This is a genomic window from Curtobacterium sp. JUb34, from assembly GCF_003755065.1.
In the GTDB taxonomy this organism is placed as follows: Bacteria; Actinomycetota; Actinomycetes; order Actinomycetales; family Microbacteriaceae; genus Curtobacterium.
Window position 1 is genome coordinate 984,624 of the sequence record NZ_RJVH01000002.1, and the last position, 21,812, is coordinate 1,006,435.

The window sequence follows — 21,812 nt, forward strand, 5'->3', positions numbered from 1 at the left end:
ACCACCCCGGGACGAGAACACCACCGGTCACCCGTCGACGAGGCCGACGACGAAGCCGTCGATGAGGCCGATCCGCGCCGCGAGCGCAGCGGTAGACAGCCGATCCCGAGCGCGTGCGACGCCGCTCGCCGAGAAGACGAGTCCCTCGGCTTCCAGGACGGCCCGCGGATCTCGGTCGTCCGACGGGTCGGGCCAACGGAACCCCGGTGCCACGGTGCCACTCCCCTGCAGGACCCGGTGCGTCCCGTGGATGTGGGTCCCCGCCAGGTGCGCGCCCACCGCAGCGGGGTGCGTGCCGATGAGGGCCGCGAGGTCGCCGTACGAGGTCCAGCGCCCAGCCGGGATGGCCGCGATCGCCCGGTGCACGACCGACCAGTCCCGGCGGCCGCCGATCGCCCGTGCGCGCACGTTCGGGCCGGTCCACTGGCGGGTGATGCGGTCGGCGAACCACTCGCTCCGCGCCAGGATCTGCGTCCGACCCCACACCGGTGCATCGAGCACCAGTCGGTTGAGCGCGGTGAAGCTGCTCTGCCGGTACTCCTCCTGCTTCTCGGGGAACGGGCGGTTGCCGAGCGTCGCGTTGTACCCGGTGAGCGTCAGGTTGCCGAGCGAGTGGACGAGCCGTTCGTGCACGGCGTCGACAGGCTCCCCGTCGCGGTCTGCGGCGAGCGCTGCCCGCCAGTCCGGGGTCAGCGTCTGCGGCAGGACGTGCTCGATGGTGGACCGCTCGACGTCGATCGGTTCGTTGGGGTTCAGCTCCTCCTGCACCCACTTCAGGATGAGCTTCTGCTGGTTGCGGAGCCCGCGCAGGTAGAACGGCTGTGTCCGGATCGCTTCGCGCACCTGTTCGTCGGTCGCGAAGTGCTTCCGTCCGGTGGAGAAGTAGTCGAGCAGCACCTGGTCGACGGGTCGGTCGTCGAGTTCCCCGCATGCCTGCAGGATGATCCGGTTGAGTCCCTGCCCCGGCCGCCCGACGAGGGTGCGCCGGACGAGGTACGCCTCGAGGGTCGCGAGCGCCCCGGCGACCTCGGCGGAGGTACTGGTGCCGGCTGCGCGACGGGACAGCAGCCGCAGGGTGAGCGGGACGGTCGTGGTGGAGGACCACTCGGCGAGGTGCCGCAGGTGCTTCCGGACGGCCGGGTCGGACTCCTGCGACGGGTCCCGGATGCGCATGAGGTGCTCGGACAGTCGGCTGAACCGTTCGATCTCGGCCAGGATCTGTTCGTCGTCCATCGCCGCCAGGCGGGCCTGCTGCGAGCTGTAGATGTCGCCCTGTTTCAGCAGTGGTTCCTCGGCCACGGCGTCCAACCAGAAGAGCAGCTCGAGGTCGTTCACGCTGAGCCGACGCTGCATCGGGAGCCACCACGACGAGTAGGCCGATTCGCCTCGGTGCCCGAGTCGCATGAACAGGTCGTTGCGCACCAGGTCGCCCTGTGTCAGCCGCATCCCCGTGTTGTTGAGGGACTCGAAGATCCGGTAGACGTTGTCCTCGTCCTTCGCGGTGATCGAGACGAAGACCAGGCCACCGAGGACGGCGTCGCGGGTCAGTTCGAGGTCGTCGACCCGGCCGAGCTCGCGTCGGAAGTACGTGTACGCGTCGCGGACGCCGGACACCGACGCATCGGGTTCGTCCGGCACGTCGGCGCCGCCGTCGACCACGCTTCGGTACGCGTCACGGTCCGCCTGGGTCGGCAGGAGCTTGAGCCGGGCGTCGCCGGGCTTGAAGCGATCGGCGACGTACTGCTCGTGGATGCTCTCGGCGAGCACGGGCGACTCCGGACGGCGCTCCCGGAACGTGTCGCGCAGGGCGCAGAGCAGGATCGAGAGCGTCGTCAACCGCTGCTGGCCGTCGACCACGAGGAACTCCATGCCGCTCGGGACGATCGTGCCGGTCGAGAACACGAGCGACCCGGTGAAGTGCGTGGCACCGGGCTCGGTGCGTCGGGTCTCGCTGAGTTCCAGCACGTCGGCCCAGAGCCGCTCACGCTGGCGGGCCTCCCACGCGTAGGGCCGCTGGTAGAGCGGGACGAGGTACTGCTTCGGTCCCCCGAACAGCTCTTGCAGCGTGGTCTCACGGACGTCCATCCGGCGAGCCAAGCAGAGCCCCGTCGAAATCTGAAGTCGCGCATATCGGCGATGCGGCATGACCGGTCGCTGCGTCCGCATCCCCCGATCGGAGGATGCAGCACCACCGCCCCCACCGATCCCCCGCGGCGCCCCACCGGCCAGGCTGAACCCATGCCCGAGTCCCCCGCCATCGAGGTCCAGCACCTCAGCAAGACCTACGCCACCGGCAAGGTCGCCGTCGATGACGTCAGCTTCGTCATCCAGCCCGGCGAGACCTTCGCCCTCCTCGGCCCGAACGGCGCCGGCAAGTCCACGACGGTCGAGATCCTCGAGGGGTACCGCTCCCGCACGGCCGGCGAGGTCCGCGTCCTCGGCCACGACCCCGCCCGGACGAGCCGCAGCCACAACGCACGCATCGGCATCGTCCTGCAGACCAGCGCCGAGTCCCCGAACGTCACCGTCGCCGAGCAGCTGCACCACTTCGCGACGCTCTACCCGAAGCACCGCAGCGTCGACGACCTCATCGCGGCCGTCGGGCTCACCGCCCAGCGCAACACCCGCATCGCCCGACTCTCCGGTGGCCAGCGCCGCCGCGTGGACGTCGCCCTCGGCATCATCGGCCGCCCCGAGGTCCTGTTCCTCGACGAACCGACCACGGGCTTCGACCCCGAGGCCCGCCGCCAGTTCTGGGAGCTCCTGCGCCAGGTGCAGGCCGAGGGCACGACGATCCTGCTCACCACGCACTACCTCGACGAAGCAGCCCAGCTCGCCGACCGTGCAGCGGTGATCGCGGACGGGAAGCTGCTCGACATCGCCCCGATCGACGAGATCGGCGGCACCGCAGCCCGCACACCACGAGTCCGCTGGCGCGATGACGCCGGCGACCTGCACGACGAGCGGACGACCGACCCGACCGCACTCGTCCGCAGCAGCACCACGGCCATGCACGACCTCGAAGTCATCCGCCCGTCCCTCGAGGACGTCTACCTCGGAATGGTGGGCCAGCAGTGAACACCGCGACCAGCCGCATCTCGTACGAGATCCGCTCCTACTTCCGCGCTCCCGACGCCGTCTTCTTCACGTTCCTCTTCCCGATCATCATGCTGGCGCTCTTCTCGGTCGCGTTCGCGGACGCCGACCCGATCCGCGCCGTCGCCAGCAACGGGCGACCGATCAGCGTCGACTACGCCACCTACTACCTGCCCGGGCTGGTCGCGACGGGCATCCTGCTCTCCGGCACGCAGTCCCTGGGCGTCGACATCGCGACCGAACGCAGCGACGGCACGTTGAAGCGCCTCGGTGGCACACCGCTGCCGGTCCTGAGCTACTTCGTCGGCAAGATCGGCATGGTCCTCGTCACCACCATCGTCCAGACGGCGTTGCTGCTGGGCATCGCGAGCCTGGTGTTCGGCGTCGACCTGCCGACCGCGGCGAGCAACTGGGGCGTCTTCGCGGGTGTGATGGTCCTCGGTATCGCGACCAGCTGCGTCCTCGGCATCGCGATCTCGGCGCTCCCCCGCGAGGGCCGCCGCGCCACCGCCACGATCGTTCCCATCGTCCTGGTCCTGCAGTTCATCTCCGGCGTCTACCTGCCCTTCACGCAACTGCCCGATTGGCTGCAGAACGTCGCGTCCGTCTTCCCCCTGCGCTGGATGGCGTCCGGCATGCGGTCCGTCTTCCTGCCCGACGCGTTCGCGTCCGCCGAGCCGGGAGGCGCGTGGCACCTCGCCCTCGGAACGCTCGTGTTGGTCGCGTGGCTGGTCGGGGGCACGGTGGCCTGCGCCCTCACCTTCCGCTGGAACCGCAAGGACGCCTGATGGGGCCTGTGGAGAACCGCTCCGCGGTGCTGCATCGATGGGATGCTGTGGTCATGAGCGGCGAGACGTGGGTGCGCAACCGGTGGTTGCACGTGTTCTTCGCGGGCACGATGCTCCTCACCGCCGTGATCACCGCGCTCGGCTGGTCCCCGTGGTCGACCCGCTGGCCGGCGTACCTCGCTGTGGTGGTCCTCGTCGTGGCGTACATCGCGTACGGGCACCGCGGCTACGACAGTTCTCGAGCCGCCGCCTCGTTCCTGCCGCTCGTCGTCGTCGCCGCCCTGGTGCTGCCGGCCGTCGTGCCGAGCACCGCCTTCGTGCAGTGCATCGTGTTCCCGCTCGTGTGGGTGCAGTCCGAGCGGGTCCGCACCGCGGTCCTGCTGTCCATCGCGGTCGGCGTCGCGAGCGGCATCGGCCTGCAGGTCTCCGAGGGCCCGGACGCCCTCGTCAGCACCCTGCTCATCGAGGGCATCAGCGTCATCGGCGCCTGTGCGATGGGCGTGTGGATCTCGAGCGTCGCCGGCCTGTCCGAGGAGCGCCGCCAGCTCGTCGAGGAGCTCCGCGCCACCCAGCAGTCCCTCGCCGACGCGAACCGCACGGCGGGCATCGCGAGCGAACGGGAGCGCCTGGCCCGCGAGATCCACGACACTGTCGCGCAGAACCTGGCCGGGATCGTCATGCTCACCGAACGTGCCCGCGGGGACCTGGCGAACGACCGCTCCGATGCGCTCGAGGAACGACTCACCGTCCTCGAGGAATCCGCGCGCGCCGCCCTCGAGGAATCCCGCACCCTCGTCGCAGCCGGTGCCGCCGGCATGACCCGCGACAGCCTCGCCGGCGCCCTCCACCGCCTCGCCGAACGACACACCCGCGAGACCAGTGCAGTCGTCACGGTCGACGCGTCCGACAGCGCACTCGACCGCGATGCGCAGGTTGTCCTGCTCCGCGTCGCGCAAGAGGCCCTCTCCAACGTCCGCGCCCACGCCGGCTCCGCCTCCGCGCAGGTCCGTCTGTTCCCCGACGAAGGGCACACCGTGCTGCGGATCACCGACGACGGCACCGGGTTCGACCCCGAGCAGCCCACGGCCGGGCACGGCCTGCGCGGACTCCGCGAGCGCCTCGCCCTCGCCGGCGGGACCTGCACGATCACGAGCGCCCTGGGCCGGGGCACCGTCGTCGAGGCGGCCCTGCCCACCGGAGCCGCGCCGGGCCTCCCGTCCGCCGTTCGTCACCCCGTGGCGGAGGTGACCCGGTGATCCGCGTCGTGGTCGCCGACGACCACCCGATCGTCCGCTCGGGCATCGTCGCGTTGCTGCAGGACGCCGACGACATCGACGTGGTGGGCCAGGCCAGCGACGGCCGTGCCGCGGTGTCCGTCGTGCTGGCGGAGCGCCCCGACGTCGTGCTGATGGACCTGCGGATGCCCGAGCTCGACGGTGATGCGGCGACGGCGGAGATCCTCGCGGCGGAGCCAGACGTCCGCGTCCTGATCCTGACGACGTACGAGTCCGACGACCAGATCCTCGCGGCCATCGAGGCCGGTGCCACCGGCTACCTGCTCAAGGCGGCCCCGGAGTCCGAGATCCTCGCCGGGGTGCGGGCGACGGCGCGGGGCGAGACCGCGCTTGCTCCCTCGGCTGCGGCTGCGCTCGTCCGACGCGCCACCGGTGGGATCCCGACGGGCCCGTCCCTGACCCCGCGCGAACTCGAGGTCCTGCAGCTCGTCGCCCAGGGCAACTCGAACCCGGCGATCGGCCGCGCCCTGTTCCTGAGCGAGACGACGGTGAAGACGCACCTCGGGCACGTGTTCGAGAAGCTCGGCGTGAACGACCGCACCCGTGCCGTGACCCGCGCGATGGAGCTCCGCCTGCTCCCCTGACCCGCGCGCTTCCCGACGCGCGCTTGGTGAGCAGAAATGGTCGGGTGCGTCACCGCGACCCGACCATTCCTGCTCACCATGTGACGCGCCCCGCTGCCATCGAGGCGCGCCCCACCCGGTGTCACCACCGCTCAGTGCTCCGCGCCCGCCTCCTCCGGTCGGATGCGGAACACCCGTGCCGTCGGGGTGGCGCCACCGTGACCGACGTGGAGCACGCCCGCCGATGCCTCCCACGAGACGGACCACGATCCGAGCACCGTCGGGAACAGCGGCTCGACGACGACCTCCTCCCCGGCGAAGCCCGACAGCGGCATCGACACCGACGAGCCGGCACCGGGCAGCGCCCAGACCGACAAGTACAGCTCCCCTGACGTGGCCCGCAACCCGAGGGCGAGCCACGGGTCCTCCCACGCCGGCAACCCGAGCGGCCAGACCGGCATCGACGTGGTGACGTCCGCCAGCACGGCCCGGTGTGCCTCGATCGCAGAACGCACGACCGCCCGCTGCGATGTGCTCATCGAATTCAGGTAGCCGGACAGGTACATCCGCCCGAGCACCCCGTTCACGAGCGACAGCGTGAACAGCTCCGGGTCCATCGTCGGCGCCGGGTAGGCCCAGTTCCCGGCCTGCTCGGGCAGCATCGCGGCGGGAGCGGCCGCGGTGATCGTGGCGGACAACACCGGGTCCTGCTGGTCCGAGGTCGACTGCATGTGCAACCGGGACAGCATCGCGGAGTCAGCGCGCATCGCTCCCGAGGCACAGTTCTCGATGAGCAGCGACGGGTACCGGGCCTGAACGTCGTCGAGCCAGTCGAGCAGCGCCCGCTGGTGGTCGAGCATCCCGGCGAACGGCCCCGTCATGGTGTTGTTGTCCATCTTGAAGAACGTCACCCCGAGCCCTCCGACCAGCCGGTCGACGACCGCGTCCAGGTGCGCCCGAGCCTCCGGCGAACGGAGGTCGAGCAGGTGCCGTCCGTGCTCGGCGACCCGCACACCGTGGTGGTGCGCGAAGGCATCCTCCGGCAGCGAGATCGCCAGCGGTGAGTGGATGCCGATGACCTCGGGTTCGAGCCACAGCCCGGCCTGCATGCCCCGCGACCGGATGTGGTCGATGACGGCCCCGAGCCCGGTCGGGAACCGCGACGCTGCTTCCTCCCATGCTCCGACGGTGTCCCACCAGTGCCCCTCGGCGTACCAGCCGGCGTCGATGCAGAACAGGTCCGCTCCGGCGTCGGCAGCGGCGTCGATCAGCGGGAGCAGCTTCTCGGTGGTCGGGTCGCCCATGAGCGTGTTCATGTAGTCGTTGAACACGAGCGGCAGGGCACGGTCGGCCTCGCGCACGTGCCGGAACGCCCGACGCTGCGCCGTGAGCACCTCGAACGCGCCACCCACCGAACCGGCGATGCCCACCGACACCGGAACGGAAACGAACGGCTGCCCCGGAGCGACGACGGCCGTCCACTGGTGTTCCTGGTCGGTCGGTCCGCTCAGCAGCACGTACGCGTGCCGCCGGGTCTCGCCGAGTTCGTACAGCCACGGCCCGTTGTGCTCGATCTGCCACACGAGCGCGTACGGAGCCGGCACAGCGCCGTCCGCCTGCAGCACCCCGATCGGCAGCGCCTCACCGGTCGACCACGACCCCCGGTTCTGCACGACGGCACGGCTGCGGGGCGGGTGGTGCTGCGCCTCGCGGTCGATGCGCGCCAGCCCGATCGACCGCAGCGGATCGGTCCGCCACCGGCTCTCGGCCGCCCAGTCGTTGTCCGCGTGCACGAGGGCCAGGTCGTCGACGCCGACCCCGGAGTCCGTCAGGAACGCCCCGGTCGCGAACGACGACACGAAGTCCACGACGTGCTCGCCGTCGTCGGCGGAAACCTCGGTCCACGTCTGGAACGCCGCGACGTCGGCGCGCGCCCGGAACACCGACTCGACCTGGAGGCCCGTGGCGGCGTCCGTCTGCACGATCCGGAACCACGGATCGGTCGCGTCGTCGGACCCACGCCACGACACAGGTCGCAGTCGCGCCCCGATCGTGGAGTCCACGTGCCGGAACCCGCCCGGGAACCGCCCGTGTCCGATCGTGGTCAGCTCGACCAACGGCTGCGGGTCGTCGGGTCCGTCGGCGAGCGCTCCACCGGCCGGCACGAAGGACACGAGTGCGGCGGGCTGGTCGTCGCCGATCCGGAAGCGTGCCGAGAACCCGGGCGTGACCCAGTCGGCGAAGGCTCCGCTCACCGTGCGCCGACCGGCGCGGGCGAACTCGTCACCCAGTCACCGATGCCGTGGTCGTAGCAGGTGGTGTTGTCGATCTTCGCGCGGTCGAGGGCGCTGCCCGAGGTCACCTTGCGGTCGATGCGCTCGGGGTCGGGGGCGGCCTCGGCGAGCAGCCGGGTGTAGTCGTGCTGCGGGTTGAGGATCACGGCGTCGGAGGGCCCGCGTTCGACGACCCGGCCGCGGTACAGCACCAGGATCTCGTCGGAGAAGTGGCGTGCGGTCGCCAGGTCGTGCGTGATGTAGAGCACGGCGAGGTGGTCCTCGCGCTGCAGGCGTCCCATCAGGTTGAGCACGCTGAGCCGGATCGACACGTCGAGCATCGACACCGGTTCGTCGGCGATGAGCACCTGGGCACCCGGGGCGAGTGCGCGGGCGATGGCGACGCGCTGCCGCTGCCCGCCGGAGAGCTCGTGCGGTCGGCGGCTCGCGAAGTCCTCGTCGAGGTTGACGCGGCCGAGCAGTTCCCGCACCTTCTCGGCGGTCTCGTCGGCACCTCGGGCCCGGTGGTGCAGCTGCAGCGGCCGGGCGATGTGGTGCTCGATCGAGTGGAACGGGTTGAGCGACGCGAAGGGGTCCTGGAACACCATCTGCACGTGCCGGCGGTACATGCTGCCGACGACGGGTGTGCCGTCCTCGAGCCGCACGTCGATGGAGCCTCGTGTGGTGCTCTCGAGCTTGGCGAGCATGCGGGCGATGGTCGACTTGCCCGAGCCGGACTCCCCCACGAGCGCGACGGTCCGGCCCGGCAGCAGGTCGAACGACACGTCGTCGACGGCGCGCAGGGTGGTCCGCTTCAGGCCCTTGCGGGTGTGAAAGTCCTTGCCGAGGTGGCTGACGGTCACACTGGTCATCGGATCTCCTCGTGGACTGCGGCCGCGTGGTCGTCGACGCCGGAGCGGATGAACGCGCCGCGCTCCCCCGACAGGCTCGGGAACGACTGCAGCAGCTTCTGCGTGTACGGGTGCTTCGGGTCGTGCTGGATGACCGAGGCGCGGTCGCACTCGACGACCTCGCCGCGCAGCATGATCGCGATCCGGTCGCTGATCTCGAGCAGCAGCGGCAGGTCGTGCGTGATGAACACGACGGCGAACCCGAGCTCGTCGCGCAGTCGGACGATCTCGCGCAGGATCTCGCGCTGCACCACGACGTCGAGCGCGGTGGTGGGCTCGTCCATGATCATGATCTGCGGTTCGAGCAGCATCGCCATCGCGATCATCACGCGCTGCCGCATTCCGCCGGACAGCTCGTGCGGGTACGCGGTGATGCGGGACGGGTCGACGCCGACGCGGCTCAGCGCGTCCTCGGCGATCGCCCGCCGTTCCTTGCGGGACAGGTCGCGCCGGTGTTCCTTCAGGGCGTCGTCGAGCTGCGCCCGGATGGTGGTGACCGGGTTGAGGGCGTTCATCGCGCCCTGGAACACCATCGACAGCTTCGACCAGCGCACGGCCCGCAGCTGTTCGTGCGGCAGCCCGAGCAGGTCGATGTCGGTGCCGTCGCGGTCGTGGAACGTGATGCTGCCCGAGGCGACCTTCGCCGGCGGTCGGTGCAGCCGGGTGATCGCGTAGGCCAGGGTCGTCTTGCCGCAGCCGGACTCCCCCGCCAGCCCGAGGATCTCGCCGGGGGCCAGGGTGAGCGACACGTCCTTGACGGCGTGCACGGGGTGTTCGGTCTCGTAGACGACGTCGAGGTGGTCGATCGTCAGCACGGCTTCGGCACTCATCGGACGAACTCCTTCGTGGTGCGTGCGGAACGCGTGGCGCGGGCGGCGCGCTTCGCACGACGGTCGCGCCGTCGCTGCGCCCGCACGTTGGCGAGCCGCGGGTTGATGACCTCGTCGATCGAGAAGTTCACCAGGGACAGGCCCATGCCGAGCAGCGCGATGAGCAGGCCGGGTGGCACGAACCACCACCAGGCACCGTTCGCCAGCGCGAAGCCGTTCTGGGCGTAGAAGAGCATGGTGCCGAGCGTCGACGAGTTCGACGCCCCGAGGCCGAGGAACGACAGCCCCGCTTCCCCGAGGATCGCGGCGATCACCGCGAACACGAACTGCGACGCCAGGACGGGCAGCAGGTTCGGCAGGATCTCGACGGCGATGACCCGCCAGGGTCGTTCGCCGGCGACCCGCGCGGCGGAGACGTAGTCGCGGTTGCGGATCGACATCGTCTGCGCACGCAGCACCCGGGCGGACCCGGCCCACGAGGTGATCGCGAGGACGACGGCGATGGTCCAGAGCCCGCGGGCCTCGCGCGGCACCAGGCCGGAGATCACGATGACGAGCGGCAGGCCGGGGATGACGAGGAACACGTTCGAGAACAACGAGAACGCCTCGTCCATGATCCCGCCCAGGTAGGCGCCGAGGATCCCGAAGAACGCGGACAGCACCGTGGCGAGCACGCCGACGATAAGGCCGATCTGCAGGCTGCCGCGGGTGGCGTAGGCGAGCTGGGCGAGGACGTCCTGCCCGGTCTGGGTCGTGCCCAGGACGTTCGAGCCGCTCGGTCCCTGCAGTCCGGAGTCGCGGATGGTGGTCGGGTCGCCGACGAGCAGCGGCCCGACGACGCCGAACAGCGTGACGCCGGCGACGAGCGCGATGCCCGTGACGAGCCACGGGGTCAGGGTCGGTAGGAAACGGCGGATGCCGCCCTTCGTCTGCCGCCGGGTGGCGATCGACGTGGTGGTGTCGGCCTCTTCGGCGAGTGCGCCGATGGTGGGTTCGGTGTCCTGCTGGATGTTGGTCATGGCGTGTCCTCCCTAGCTCCGCGCCCGCGTCCGCGGGTCGATGAGCCCGTACAGCAGGTCGACGACGAGGTTCGCGCCGAGGACCGCCAGGGTGATGAACAGGAAGATCCCCTGCATGAGCGCGTAGTCGTTGTTCGTCACGGCGGACAGCAGCTTCGACCCGATGCCCGGGTACGAGAACACCTGCTCGGTGACGACGGAGCCGGACACGATGAACCCGAGGGAGATCGCGAAGCCGGCGACCGAGGGCAGGACGGCGTTCCGGGCGGCGTAGTTCCGCAGGATCTTGCCGTCGGAAAGCCCCTTGGCCTGGGCGGTGGTGATGTAGTCCTCGGAGAGCGTCGACACCATCATGTTGCGCATGCCGAGCAGCCAGCCACCGAGGGACGCGAGCACGATCGTCACGGCGGGCAGCACGCCGTACTGGACCGCCGAGGCGATGAAGTCCCAGTTGAACCCGGGGGTCAGGATGACGTCGTAGCCGCCCTGCGCCGGGAACAGGTGGATGCCGGTGGCGAAGAAGTACACCAGGATCAGCGCGAGCCAGAAGTACGGCACCGCGGCGAGCAGGGTGGTGGCGGGCACGAACGAGTCGAGCCAGGTGCCCGGACGCCAGCCGACGAAGGCACCGAGGCCGACGCCGATGATCGCGGCGAGGATCGTCGCGATCCCGACCAGGGCGATCGTCCACGGCAGCGAGCTCGCGATGACCTCGGTGACGGGCGCCGGGAAGTAGCTGACGGACACCCCCAGGTCACCGCGGAACACGTTTACCAGGTAGTGGCCGTACTGGGAGATCAACGGTTCCGAGGAATCGCCACCGAGGAGCAGCTCGTACGCCTGCCGTGTCGCCGGGGTCACCTGCCCGCCGCGCTGCTGGAGCTTGGCGAGCAGGATGTCCACCGGGTTCCCGGGCAGCAGCCGCGGGATGATGAAGTTCAGCGTCAGTGCCGCCCACAGCGCGACGATGTAGAAGCCGATCTTGCGCAGGAAGTAGGTCATCGTCGAGTGCTCCTCGGTCGCGATCCCATCGTGGTCAGCCCTTCGCCGGCTTCAGTGCCTTGAAGATCTCGGCGTTGTCCGGGCTCGCCCAGACCGCCGGGAAGGCGTAGAGGTCGTCCTTCGTGGGCCAGCCGGTGAACTTCGCCGCGTGGAACTCGCTCGTCGTGCCGCCGGTCATCACGGGGATGTACGGCAGGTCCTCGACGATGTGCTGCTGGATGGTGTCGAGCTCCGGCTGGGTGGCGGCGGTGTCCTCGGGGTCGATCGTGGCGAGCTTCGCGATGGCCTTGTCGACGTCGGGGTTGCTGTACCGGGAGATGTTCATCGGGGCCGCTTCACCGACCTTCGCGGTGTTCGCCGTCGTGAAGTAGTTGTTGTACAGGTAGTACGGGTTCGCCGTCGGGCCCTGGCCGAGCGAGTCGATCGCGAGCTCGAAGTTGCCCTTGGTCTTCTTGTCGGTCCACTCGTTCCACGACGACTGCTGCGCCTTGAGCTCGATGCCCGCGGCCTTGAGCTGCTGCGTCATCGTGTCGATCGCGGTGATGTAGTCGGTCCAGCCGGTGACGACCTCGACGGTCAGGGACAGCTTCTTGCCGTCCTTGGCGTAGATGCCGTCAGCGCCCTTCTTCCACCCGGCGTCCTCGAGCGTCGACGCGGCGGCGGCCTTGTCGGCGGTCTCCGGCATCACGGCGGGCTCGATGTCCTTCGAGATGGTGTCCTTCTGCGTCGTGGTGAGCGCGAAGGTCGGCGAGATCTCGCTCGCGGTGTTCTCGAACGCCAGCGAGTTGAGCTGCTTGCGGTTGATGGCGTCGGCGATGGCGTGGCGGACGGCCGGGTCGGTCTGCGGGCCGGCGCAGCCGAGGTCCGTGTTCGCGCAGGTCAGCAGCGCCATCTGGTTCTGGCCGACGGTGATGCCGTCGTATCCGTTGTAGTTGCCGGCGATGTCGTCCATGTTCGGCACCGGGCCGGTCTGCCAGTCGATCGAGCCCTGCTTGAGCGCGTCGGCGCCGGCGGTGTTGCCGGAGAGCGACAGGTAGCGGATGGTCTTCACGGCCGGGGCGCCGTCCCAGTACTTCTTGTTCGCCTCGAGGGTGAAGGCCTGCGCCTTGAAGGTGCCGAGCGTGTACGGACCGGTGCCGACGGGCTCGCGCACGACGTCGGTGGTCGGGTCGATGTCCTTCCACAGGTGCTCCGGCACGATCCAGGTCTTGCCGAGCAGGTTCGGACCGAGCACGAACGACGGCTTGTCGAACGTCACGACGACCTTGTCGTCGCCGTCGGCCTTCGCGGTGCCGTCGTAGCCGATCGAGTTCAGGGCCTTCTGCTTCGTGAGCATGTCGAGCGTGAAGACGACGTCCTTCGAGGTGAAGGGCTCGCCGTCGCTCCAGGTCGCCCCGTCGCGCAGCGTGATGGTGAGCTGGGTGCCGTCCGTGTTCCACTCGTAGGACTTGCCGAGCAGCGGCTTCGGGTCCTTCGTGTTGACGTTGGTGATGAAGAACAGCGACTCGTAGATCGTGCCGACGCCACCGATGTTGGACGGCGACCACGGGTTGAAGTTGATCTGGTAGTCGCCGGACTGTCCGGTGTAGGCGACCAGGGTCGAGGCGGCGTCGCCCTTCGTGCTGGCGCTGCCGCTCGCGCTGCAGCCGCTCAGCGCGAGGCCGGCGGCGAGGAGTACGGCGGCGCCGATGGCGAGCCGTGAACGGGTTGGGTTGAACATCGTTGTCCTCTCGGTCTGCGTCGTCGCAGGATCCACGTTGTGAGCGTGATTGTTACACGCGTAAACTAAGGCGGTCAAGGGGTCGTGTCACGGCCCCGTAACGATGAGGAGACGCAATGGAGCGGACCACCCTGGACGGCACGTGGACGGTCGAGGCGGTGCACGGACCGGCACAGGCCGATGCGCACCGGGAGCCGGTCGCCGCGATCGTCCCCGGCTGCGTGCACACCGACCTGCTGCGGGAGAGTCGGATCCCCGACCCGTTCGACGGCGACAACGAGGCCGCGACCCAGTGGATCGGCGACACGGTCTGGCGGTACCGCCGCACGTTCGAGTGGTCGGGCACGGGCACGCACGACCGCCACGACCTGGTCGCCGACGGTCTCGACACCCTCGCGACGATCGAGCTGAACGGCGTCGTCGTCGCGACCACCGCGAACCAGCACCGCGCGTACCGGTTCCCCGTCGGGCACCTGCTGCGCCCCGGCGCGAACGAGCTCGTCGTCACCTTCGACGCCCCGGTCCCCGCGGCCGAGCGGCTGTCCGCCCTGCACGGCGGCGAACTCCCCCACGTCAACCACCACCCCTACAACGCGCTGCGCAAGAACGCGTCGAACTTCGGCTGGGACTGGGGCATCGACGTCGCCACGAGCGGCATCTGGAAGTCGATCGGCATCGAGTCGTGGAGCGGCGCCCGCATCGCGGCCGTCCGCCCGCTCGTCGACGTCGACGGCACCACCGGCGTGCTCACCGCGCACGTGGACGTCGAGTTCGCCGGCTCCTCCGGCGCCTTCTCGCAGGCCATCGGCAGCGCGCCCGTCGCGTCCGCGGGCGGTGACGCCGGTGCCGGACTGGAGGCCCGGATCACCCTGGCCCCGCACCACGCGTCCGCAGCGCGCCCCGGTGCCGACACCGTGCCTCCCGTCCGCACCGCCGACCACGCGGAGACCGCCGGCCGGGTCGTCGGCGCGCGCCCCGTCGTGACCGGTCCGGACCGCACGGCCGGGTCCGCCGTCGTGCGGCTCGAGGTGCCCGAGGTCGCCGTCTGGTGGCCGCGCGGCGAGGGCGACCAGCCGTTGTACGACGTCCGGGTCGAGGTCGGCGACGACGTCTGGACCGGCCGCGTCGGGTTCCGCACCGTCACGCTCGACACCGCGGCCGACGCCGGTGGAGCGCCGTTCCTGCTCCGGGTGAACGACCGGCCCGTCATCGTGCGCGGCGCGAACTGGATCCCCGACCACGCGTACCTGACCGAGATGACGCCCGAGCGCTACGCCGACCGGATCGACGACGCGATCGACGCGAACGTCAACCTGCTCCGCATCTGGGGCGGCGGGATCTACGAGTCCGACGACCTGTACGACCGGTGTGACGAACTCGGCGTGCTCGTCTGGCAGGACTTCCTGTTCGCCTGCGCCGCCTACGCCGAGGAACCCTGGCTCGCCGACGAGGTCGAGCCCGAGGTCCGCGAAGCCGTCACCCGGCTCAGCCCGCACCCGTCGCTCGTGGTGTGGAACGGCAACAACGAGAACCTCGTCGCGTACGCCGAGTGGGGGTGGCGACCGTCGCTCGTCGGCCGGACCTGGGGCAACGGCTACTACCGCTCGCTGCTGCCGTCGATCGTCGCCGAGCTCGACCCGACCCGTCCGTACACGCCGGGCAGCCCGTTCTCGTTCGACGAGTACCTGACGCCGAACGACGAGCGGAACGGCAGCGTGCACATCTGGGACGTCTGGAACCGGCTCGACTACCGCGCCTACGCCGACTGGAACCCGCGGTTCGTGGCGGAGTTCGGGTTCCAGGGGCCGCCCGCGTGGTCGACCCTGACCGCGGTCGTCCACGACGAGCCGCTCGACCCCGACGGCCACGAGATGCTCGTGCACCAGAAGGCCGACCAGGGCAACCAGAAGCTCGCCGACGGCATGCGCGGGCACCTGCCCACACCGACGAGCATCGAGGACTGGCACTGGGCCGCGCAGCTCAACCAGGCGCACGCGATCCGCTTCGGCATGGAGTGGTTCCGGTCCCGCACGCCCGACAACACCGGCATGATCGTCTGGCAGCTCAACGACGACTGGCCCGTGGTGTCCTGGGCACTCGTCGACCACGCGGGCATCCGGAAGCCGGTCTGGTACGCGGTGCGACAGGCCTACCAGCCGGTCCTGCTCACCGTGCAGCCCGCTGCGTCCGGTGCTGCCGGTGCTGCGGGTGGGCTCGACGTCGTGCTCGTGAACGCGTCCGGGGCATCGGTCGCCGAAGCGGTGACGGTCTCCCGCGTCGCGTTCGACGGCACCGTGCTCGAGTCGTCCTCGTTCCCGCTCACCGCCGGGCCCGCCGACGCCGACCGGGTCACGCTGCCGGCTGCGCTCGCAGTGCCCGGAGATGCCGGCTCCGAGGTGCTGGTCGTCACCGGGGCAGGGACCCGCACGGTGTTCGACTTCGCCGAGGTCGTCGACCAGGTCCTCGCCCGGTCGCCGCTCTCGACGTCGGTCACGGCGACCGACGACGGGGCCGTCGTGACGGTGACGGCGACGTCCTACGCGCGGGACGTCTCGCTGTTCCCGGACCGCGTGGACCCGGCCGCTCGGGTCGACGACGGCCTGGTGTCCCTGCTCGCCGGCGAGTCGGTGACGTTCACGGTGACGGGTGCGCCGGGCATCGACCCCGAGGCACTCGTCGGCCCGCTCGTCCTCCGCCACGCGGGCTCGCTGCTCCCCTGACGCGGGCGCCCGCTCGCCGACCGTGCTGTCGGCGAGCGGGCGATCCGCTCGGCAGGGGGCGGGTCAGTCGAGGGCGGTCAGCTCGAACACGATCGCGGTTGCGGGGGCCAGCAACGGCAGCCGCGCCCCGACGTCCTCGAGCACCGCCCCCGACAGCTCCAGGTGCCCGCGAACGAGCCACGCCGGCGGCACCATGTCGAGCCCGTGCGGCACCCGCAGCCCCGCGACCGGGGCCAGCCGGTAGCGCCGAGCCCGGTCGAGCCCCCGCATCCGCAACGGCACCGGCAGCGACTGCGGCCCGGTCTCGGTCCGTGCGACCCGCACCAGCGCCCGCGACCGGTCGACGGCCACCACCGAGGTCGCCACGAGCCCGGGGTCGCCGAGCTCCAGGTGCCGCAGCCGCCCGGTGTGCAGCAGCCCGCGCTCCCGCTTGTACAGCGTCGTCCACGCCCGCAACCGGTCGAGCTCCGACGGTGACAGCCGGGTGACGTCGGTCTCGATGCCGGCGGAGCCGAACAACGACACCGCCATCCGGAAGTCCAGGTCCAGGTGCCGTCCGGTGGTGTGCGAGACCTCGGGGCCGACGTGCGAACCGATCAGCTCGAGCGGCAGCAGCGCCTCGGTCCAGCGCTGGATCGGCAGCCGTTCGAAGGCGTCGTTGGAGTCCGACGGCCACACCCGGTCGGTGCGCTCCAGCACGCCGAGGTCCACTCGGGCGCCCCCGCTCGCGCACGCTTCGATCTCGAGCCACGGGTGCCGGGCGCGCAGGGCGTCCATCAGCGCCCAGACCCCGCGGGTGTGCCCGTCGATGCCGGCGCGTCCGGCGTGCACCGCGTGCACGATGTCGCGGTTCTGGTCCCACTTCACGAAGTCGACGTGGTGTGCCGCGATCACGGCGGACATCGCCTCGAGCACGTACGCCCGCGCGAGCGGGTTCGCCATGTCGAGCACGTACTGGTTCCGCCAGGTGCGGACGTCGTCCTCGGGGCGCTGCAGCAGCCACTCGGGGTGCGCCGCCGCGAGTTCGGACACCGGGCTCACCATCTCGGGCTCGAACCACAGCCCGAACTCCATGCCGAGTCCGCGGACCCGGTCGACCAGCGGCCCGAGGCCGTCGGGCCACACCGTCGGGTCGACGCGCCAGTCGCCGAGCGACGTCGAGTCCGAACGCCGTCCGAGGAACCAGCCGTCGTCGAGCACGAACCGCTCGACGCCGATGTCCGCCGCGGTCTCGGCCAGGGCCACCAGGGGCGCGAGCTCCTGCCGGAAGTAGACGGCCTCCCAGGTGTTGAGCACCACGGGCCTCGGGCGCTTCGGGTGGCCGGGGCGGCTGCGGAGCGAGTCGTGCAGCCGGTCGGACAGGCCGTCCAGCCCGGCGTCGCTCCAGACGAAGACGGCGTCGGGCGCGGCGAAGGACTCCCCCTGCCCGAGGACGACCTCGCCGGCGCGCAGGAGTTCCCCGGCGCCGAGCAGCGGTCGCGCTTCGGCGAGCACGTCGTACCGGTGCACCGAGTCGGCACTCCAGGCCAGGTGCACGCCCCAGACCACACCGGAAGCGTCCGAGAACCCGGGCGTCCCGAGCACGAGCAGCGTCGGGGCGTCGTGGCCGGTGCGACCACGACGGCTCTCCCGCGCGTGGCTCCCGGCGGTCAGGGCTCGACGCTGCGGGGTCCGCTCCCGGGTCCAGCGTCCGGCCAGGTCGAGCACCTCGCCGACCCGTTCGTCGACGGGCAGCGTCGCCTCGAGCGCCTGCAGGTGCACGGGCACCGCGGCCCCGTTCGTCACGGTGTGCCCGACGCGCAGCACCCCCGCGCCGTCGAGCCGGAAGGCACTCCGCAGCAGCAGTTCGTCGGACACCGCGGTGACGACCAGGGAGCCCGGCTCCGCGGTCACCTCGACGTCGCGCCACCGCGGCACGAGCGGCAGCCCGTCGACGTGCCCCGCGATCCCCGGTCGGCCCTCCCACCCGTCGCGTTCGGTCGGCAGCACCGTCAGCGGCCAGGCCGCGTCGAGCGCGCTCGGTCCGAGCGGCCGTCCGACCGCGAGCCGCAGGTCGTCACCGTCACTCTCCGCGACGGGTCCGACGTCGCGGCCCCAGTGCAGCACCTCGGGCAGTCCCTCGTCGGCGGTCGCGAGCACGAGCGACACCCCGCCGTCGCGCAGGACGTGCACCCGCCGGCCGTCCAGCGCGTGCGCCGGCGCCGGGTCGCGGTCCACGACGGTCACGACGCACGCTCCTCGCGCAGGACGCGGACGCGTCCCGCGGGGACGACGGTCTCCGGACCGTGGCCGGAGCCGTCGAGCAGGTCCGTACCGGACGCGGTGACCGTGACGTCGTCAGCGCGGTGGTTGACGAGGAACAGGAAGACGGAACCGTCGTCGTGGACGCGGCGCACCGCCTCCAGGCCGGGAGGCGCGGCGACCGTCCGCGGGAGCGCGCGCTCCTCGATGACCCGGTCCACGAGCCGCTGGGTGCTCTGGGCAGGCAGCATCGCGGACACGTACCAGGCGCCGCCGCCGACGGCGCGGCGGGTGACCGCTGCGCGGTCCGCGAGCGGGCCGCCCGTGTACCGGAGCACGACGTCGGCGTCGTCGACCACCACGGCCTCGGCCCAGTCGGTGACCGTCCCGCCGTCGTCGAGCGTGCGGGTCTCGTCACGCTGCAGCGGGGTGAACTCCTCGCTCCAGGCGCTGAGCACCTGCCGGAACGCGCCCGGGTAGCCGCCGGCGCGGATGCGGGCGGTCTCGTCGGCCACGCCGGACAGGTAGGTGACGATCAGGGTCGCACCACGGTCGACCACCGCGGCGATCCGCGCGGCGGTGGCGTCGTCGACGACGAGCATCGTCGGGACGACGATCACGTCGTACCCGTCGAGGTCGGCGTCCGAGGGCACGACGTCGGTGAGCACCTGCCGGTCGTGGAACGCGGCGTACCAGGCACGGAGCTCCCGCGAGTACCGCAGGGCTCGGTGCGGCTTCAGCCCGGACTGCAGTGCCCAGCCGGACGGCTCGTCGACGACGATCGCGACCCGCGCCGGTTCGACGCGACTGCCCTGCACCGGGGCGAGGTCACGGAGTGCACGCCCGAGCGCGACGACCTCCCGCCAGATGCGCGTGCGGGTGCCGGCGTGCGGGACCATCGCGGAGTGGAACTGCTCGGCCCCCGCGGTCGACGCCCGCCACTGGAAGAACAGTGCGCCGTCGGATCCGCGGGCGACGTGCACGAGCGAGTTCCGCAGGATCTCCCCCGGCTCCTTCGCCCGGTTGCGCTGCTGCCAGCTCGGCCCGCCCGTCGAGTGCTCCATGAGCAGCCAGGGGGTCCGGCCGGCGGTGATGCCGCGCATCCGGTCGGCGGCGAGGGCGAGGTCCTGCTCGCGGTGCGGGTCGTCGACGAGCGTGTAGTGGTCGTTGGCCGGGATCGCGACGTGCTTCGCCCACTCGGCGTAGTCGACGACCTGCGATCCCGCTCCGACCATGAAGTTCGTCGTGACGGGGACGTCCGAGTACTGCTCGATGACGGCCTTCTCGGCGTCGAAGTGCCGGAGCAGGGCGTCGGAGGAGTACCGCTCGAAGTCCAGCGCGAGGCCGGGGTTCGGTGCGCCGCCGACGCCTCGAGGCGGTGAGACCTCGTCGAAGGACGTGTAGGTGTGCCCCCAGAACGCCGTTCCCCACGCGGCGTTCGCGGCGTCGACGTCCCCGTACCGTGCGGCGAGCCAGCGTCGGAAGTCCGCTGCCGACTCCTCGCAGTAGCAGCGACCGTTCCCGCCGCCGAGCTCGTTGCTCACGTGCCAGAGCCGCACCGCCGGGTGGTGTGCGTAGCGTTCGGCCAGGGCACCGACGATCCGCAGGGCGTGCTCGCGGAAGACCGTCGAGGCGGCGCACCACCCGAGGCGTCCACCCGGCCGCTCGCGGCGTTCCGTGGCGTCCACCGGCAGGACCTCGGGGTGGGCGGTCAGCAGCCAGTTCGGCGGGGCGGCGGTCGGCGTCGCGAGGTCCACCGCGATGCCGTTCTCGTGCAGCAGGGCGATGACGTCGTCGAGCCAGTCGAAGGTGTACTCCCCCGGCGACCGCTCGAGCAGCGCCCACGAGAAGACCCCGATCGTGACCAGGTTCACCCCGGCCTCGCGCATCAAGCGGACGTCCTCGAGCCAGACCGCACGGGGCCATTGTTCCGGGCTGTAGTCGCCGCCGAACGACAGGCCGTCGGTCGGCCACGGGACGGTGGGGGCAGCGGTCACGGCATCTCCTTCGATGGGTGGACCGCACCAGCCTCCCGTCTCCGGCGACGTTTGTCAACGTGTGTAACTAACGCACCTCGAGTCGCGCCACGTCAGGTCTCGAGCAGCTGCCGGATCGCGACGACCGCACCCGCGCGCGCCCACTCCGAGAACTCGAACGGCTGCACCTCGACGGTCACCGGCTGCCGGTACGGAGCCAGGGCTGCCCGGAGTGCCTCGTCGACCGTCGACCGCGCCAGGTCGTACACGGGCAGTCCGTCCCCGGTCAGCACGATGGCGGCGGGATCCGCGATGTGGACGGCCGTCGCCAGGACCACACCGAGTGCTCGGCCGGCGTCCTCGAACGCGGATACGGCCCGCTCGTCGCCGGTGCGCGCCAGTTCGACGACCTGCTCGTACGTCGAGCCCTCCCGCCCGGCGTTGCGGACGATCACCGGGCTCGGCAGGAAGCTCGAGGCGCACCCCGCGTGCCCGATGCCGCAGTCGGGTCCCCCGCCGAGGACCGGCAGGTGCCCGATCCGGCCGAGACGCCCGTGTTCGCCGGTGGACACCTGCCCGTTCACGATGAGCCCCAGACCGAGCCCCTCGCCCACGGTGACGAGGGCCATCGAACCACGGCCGGCGCCCGCACCGAACCAGTGCTCCTTGACGGTCAGGGCATGGACGTCGTTCGCCGTGAAGGCAGCCAACCCGGTGCGCTCCCGGACCATCCGCGCGAACGGGACGTCGGCCCACCCGAGGAACGGGGACGACGCCACGACGGCCTCTCCGCCCCGGACGAGCACGTCACCCGGCAGGGAGACCCCGACGGCACAGATCGCGGGGTGTGCGGCCCGTAGGCGCTCGTGCACCGCGCTGATCTGGTCGGCCAGGGTTTCCGGAACCGTGGACGCGACGGCTTCCTCGTGCAGGGCGAGCACGCGACCGCCCAGGTCGGTGACGGCGGCGTACAGGCGCTCACGCGTCAGCTTCACACCGAGGAACTCCCACTGCCCCGAGCTCGACTGCAACAGCTCCGACGGCCGGCCCGTGGCACCCCGCACACCGGTGCCGACCTCGACGACCAACCGGTATGCCACGAGGATGCGCATCGCCCTGGTCAGGCTCGCCCGCGACAGCCCGAGCGACCGAGCGATCTCGGCGCGGGAAAGCGTGCCGTGGATGAGGATCTCCCGCAGTGCCAAGCGGGAACCCTCGGGCAGTGCCGGCCAGGCTTCGGTCATCGTTCCTCCGTCGTCGGCTGATCCTACGGCCTGCCCGGAAACGCAGAAAACCCCTGACCAGTGCTGGTCAGGGGTTCCCTGGTGTTACTGAGGTTAAGTCCGGCGGCGTCCTACTCTCCCACAAGGTCCCCCTT

At 71.1% G+C, this 21,812-nt stretch carries 15 protein-coding genes; 5 read left to right on the forward strand and 10 right to left on the reverse strand.

Annotated elements, in window-relative coordinates; all coding sequences use genetic code 11:
- Window positions 1–27: 27 nt before the first annotated feature.
- Entirely contained in the window at window positions 28–2,085 is a 2,058-nt protein-coding gene (locus EDF63_RS11135) for a DUF262 domain-containing protein (protein WP_185021387.1), read from the reverse strand.
- Between the two features lie 153 nt (window positions 2,086–2,238).
- Here EDF63_RS11135 and EDF63_RS11140 point away from each other — a divergent pair, with 153 nt between their 5' ends.
- Genes EDF63_RS11140 through EDF63_RS11155 form a run of 4 tightly spaced genes read left to right on the forward strand, consistent with a single transcriptional unit; the run spans window position 2,239 to window position 5,763 of the window.
- Entirely contained in the window at window positions 2,239–3,078 is an 840-nt protein-coding gene (locus tag EDF63_RS11140; protein ID WP_123313052.1) for an ABC transporter ATP-binding protein, read from the forward strand.
- On the forward strand, window positions 3,075–3,884 hold the full coding sequence (locus EDF63_RS11145) for an ABC transporter permease (protein ID WP_123313053.1): 810 nt from the start codon (window positions 3,075–3,077) through the stop codon (window positions 3,882–3,884). Before EDF63_RS11140 ends, EDF63_RS11145 begins: the two co-directional genes overlap by 4 nt.
- Window positions 3,885–3,937: 53 nt before the next feature.
- Window positions 3,938–5,140, forward strand: coding sequence for a sensor histidine kinase (locus tag EDF63_RS11150; RefSeq protein ID WP_185021388.1), 1,203 nt, complete (start codon window positions 3,938–3,940; stop codon window positions 5,138–5,140).
- Window positions 5,137–5,763, forward strand: a complete 627-nt coding sequence (locus EDF63_RS11155; RefSeq protein WP_123313055.1) for a response regulator transcription factor — start codon at window positions 5,137–5,139, stop codon at window positions 5,761–5,763. Before EDF63_RS11150 ends, EDF63_RS11155 begins: the two co-directional genes overlap by 4 nt.
- A gap of 131 nt (window positions 5,764–5,894) precedes the next feature.
- On the opposite strand, the gene EDF63_RS11160 is transcribed toward EDF63_RS11155, so the two are convergent.
- Genes EDF63_RS11160 through EDF63_RS11185 form a run of 6 tightly spaced genes read right to left on the reverse strand, consistent with a single transcriptional unit; the run spans window position 5,895 to window position 13,497 of the window.
- Window positions 5,895–7,997, reverse strand: a complete 2,103-nt coding sequence (locus EDF63_RS11160) for a glycoside hydrolase family 36 protein (protein ID WP_185021389.1) — start codon at window positions 7,995–7,997, stop codon at window positions 5,895–5,897.
- Entirely contained in the window at window positions 7,994–8,887 is an 894-nt protein-coding gene (locus tag EDF63_RS11165; RefSeq protein ID WP_123313057.1) for an ABC transporter ATP-binding protein, read from the reverse strand. Before EDF63_RS11165 ends, EDF63_RS11160 begins: the two co-directional genes overlap by 4 nt.
- Window positions 8,884–9,756 (reverse strand): ABC transporter ATP-binding protein, encoded by an 873-nt coding sequence (locus EDF63_RS11170; RefSeq protein WP_123313058.1) that lies wholly within the window; start codon window positions 9,754–9,756, stop codon window positions 8,884–8,886. Before EDF63_RS11170 ends, EDF63_RS11165 begins: the two co-directional genes overlap by 4 nt.
- Window positions 9,753–10,775: an ABC transporter permease gene (locus EDF63_RS11175; RefSeq protein WP_123313059.1), complete on the reverse strand. Its 1,023-nt coding sequence runs from the start codon at window positions 10,773–10,775 to the stop codon at window positions 9,753–9,755. The genes EDF63_RS11170 and EDF63_RS11175 overlap by 4 nt, the downstream gene beginning before the upstream one ends.
- 12 nt (window positions 10,776–10,787) lie before the next feature.
- Window positions 10,788–11,777 carry an ABC transporter permease gene (locus EDF63_RS11180; protein ID WP_123313060.1) on the reverse strand — a complete coding sequence of 330 codons (990 nt, stop codon included), beginning with the start codon at window positions 11,775–11,777 and terminating at the stop codon, window positions 10,788–10,790.
- A gap of 34 nt (window positions 11,778–11,811) precedes the next feature.
- Entirely contained in the window at window positions 11,812–13,497 is a 1,686-nt protein-coding gene (locus EDF63_RS11185) for an ABC transporter substrate-binding protein (RefSeq protein ID WP_123313061.1), read from the reverse strand.
- A gap of 116 nt (window positions 13,498–13,613) precedes the next feature.
- Between EDF63_RS11185 and EDF63_RS11190 the strand changes: the two genes are divergently transcribed.
- A complete protein-coding gene (locus EDF63_RS11190; protein WP_123313062.1) occupies window positions 13,614–16,217 on the forward strand; it encodes a glycoside hydrolase family 2 protein in 2,604 nt (867 codons plus the stop codon).
- Between the two features lie 63 nt (window positions 16,218–16,280).
- Here the strand turns inward: EDF63_RS11190 and EDF63_RS11195 are convergent, their stop codons facing one another.
- From EDF63_RS11195 to EDF63_RS11205, 3 genes are all read right to left on the reverse strand, one after another.
- Window positions 16,281–18,443 carry an alpha-galactosidase gene (locus EDF63_RS11195; protein WP_260233063.1) on the reverse strand — a complete coding sequence of 721 codons (2,163 nt, stop codon included), beginning with the start codon at window positions 18,441–18,443 and terminating at the stop codon, window positions 16,281–16,283.
- Entirely contained in the window at window positions 18,440–20,455 is a 2,016-nt protein-coding gene (locus EDF63_RS11200; protein WP_123313063.1) for a beta-galactosidase, read from the reverse strand. Before EDF63_RS11200 ends, EDF63_RS11195 begins: the two co-directional genes overlap by 4 nt.
- Before the next feature lie 92 nt (window positions 20,456–20,547).
- Entirely contained in the window at window positions 20,548–21,678 is a 1,131-nt protein-coding gene (locus tag EDF63_RS11205; RefSeq protein WP_123313064.1) for an ROK family transcriptional regulator, read from the reverse strand.
- Window positions 21,679–21,812: the final 134 nt, after the last annotated feature.

Excerpts from the sequence above, each read along its gene's own strand:
- EDF63_RS11180 (WP_123313060.1), bottom strand. The coding sequence starts at position 11,777 with ATGACCTACTTCCTGCGCAAGATCGGCTTCTACATCGTCGCGCTGTGG.
- EDF63_RS11190 (WP_123313062.1), top strand. The coding sequence starts at position 13,614 with ATGGAGCGGACCACCCTGGACGGCACGTGGACGGTCGAGGCGGTGCAC.
- EDF63_RS11175 (WP_123313059.1), bottom strand. The coding sequence starts at position 10,775 with ATGACCAACATCCAGCAGGACACCGAACCCACCATCGGCGCACTCGCC.
- EDF63_RS11170 (WP_123313058.1), bottom strand. The coding sequence starts at position 9,756 with ATGAGTGCCGAAGCCGTGCTGACGATCGACCACCTCGACGTCGTCTAC.
- EDF63_RS11165 (WP_123313057.1), bottom strand. The coding sequence starts at position 8,887 with ATGACCAGTGTGACCGTCAGCCACCTCGGCAAGGACTTTCACACCCGC.
- EDF63_RS11205 (WP_123313064.1), bottom strand. The coding sequence starts at position 21,678 with ATGACCGAAGCCTGGCCGGCACTGCCCGAGGGTTCCCGCTTGGCACTG.
- EDF63_RS11140 (WP_123313052.1), top strand. The coding sequence starts at position 2,239 with ATGCCCGAGTCCCCCGCCATCGAGGTCCAGCACCTCAGCAAGACCTAC.
- EDF63_RS11135 (WP_185021387.1), bottom strand. The coding sequence starts at position 2,085 with ATGGACGTCCGTGAGACCACGCTGCAAGAGCTGTTCGGGGGACCGAAG.
- EDF63_RS11150 (WP_185021388.1), top strand. The coding sequence starts at position 3,938 with ATGAGCGGCGAGACGTGGGTGCGCAACCGGTGGTTGCACGTGTTCTTC.
- EDF63_RS11185 (WP_123313061.1), bottom strand. The coding sequence starts at position 13,497 with ATGTTCAACCCAACCCGTTCACGGCTCGCCATCGGCGCCGCCGTACTC.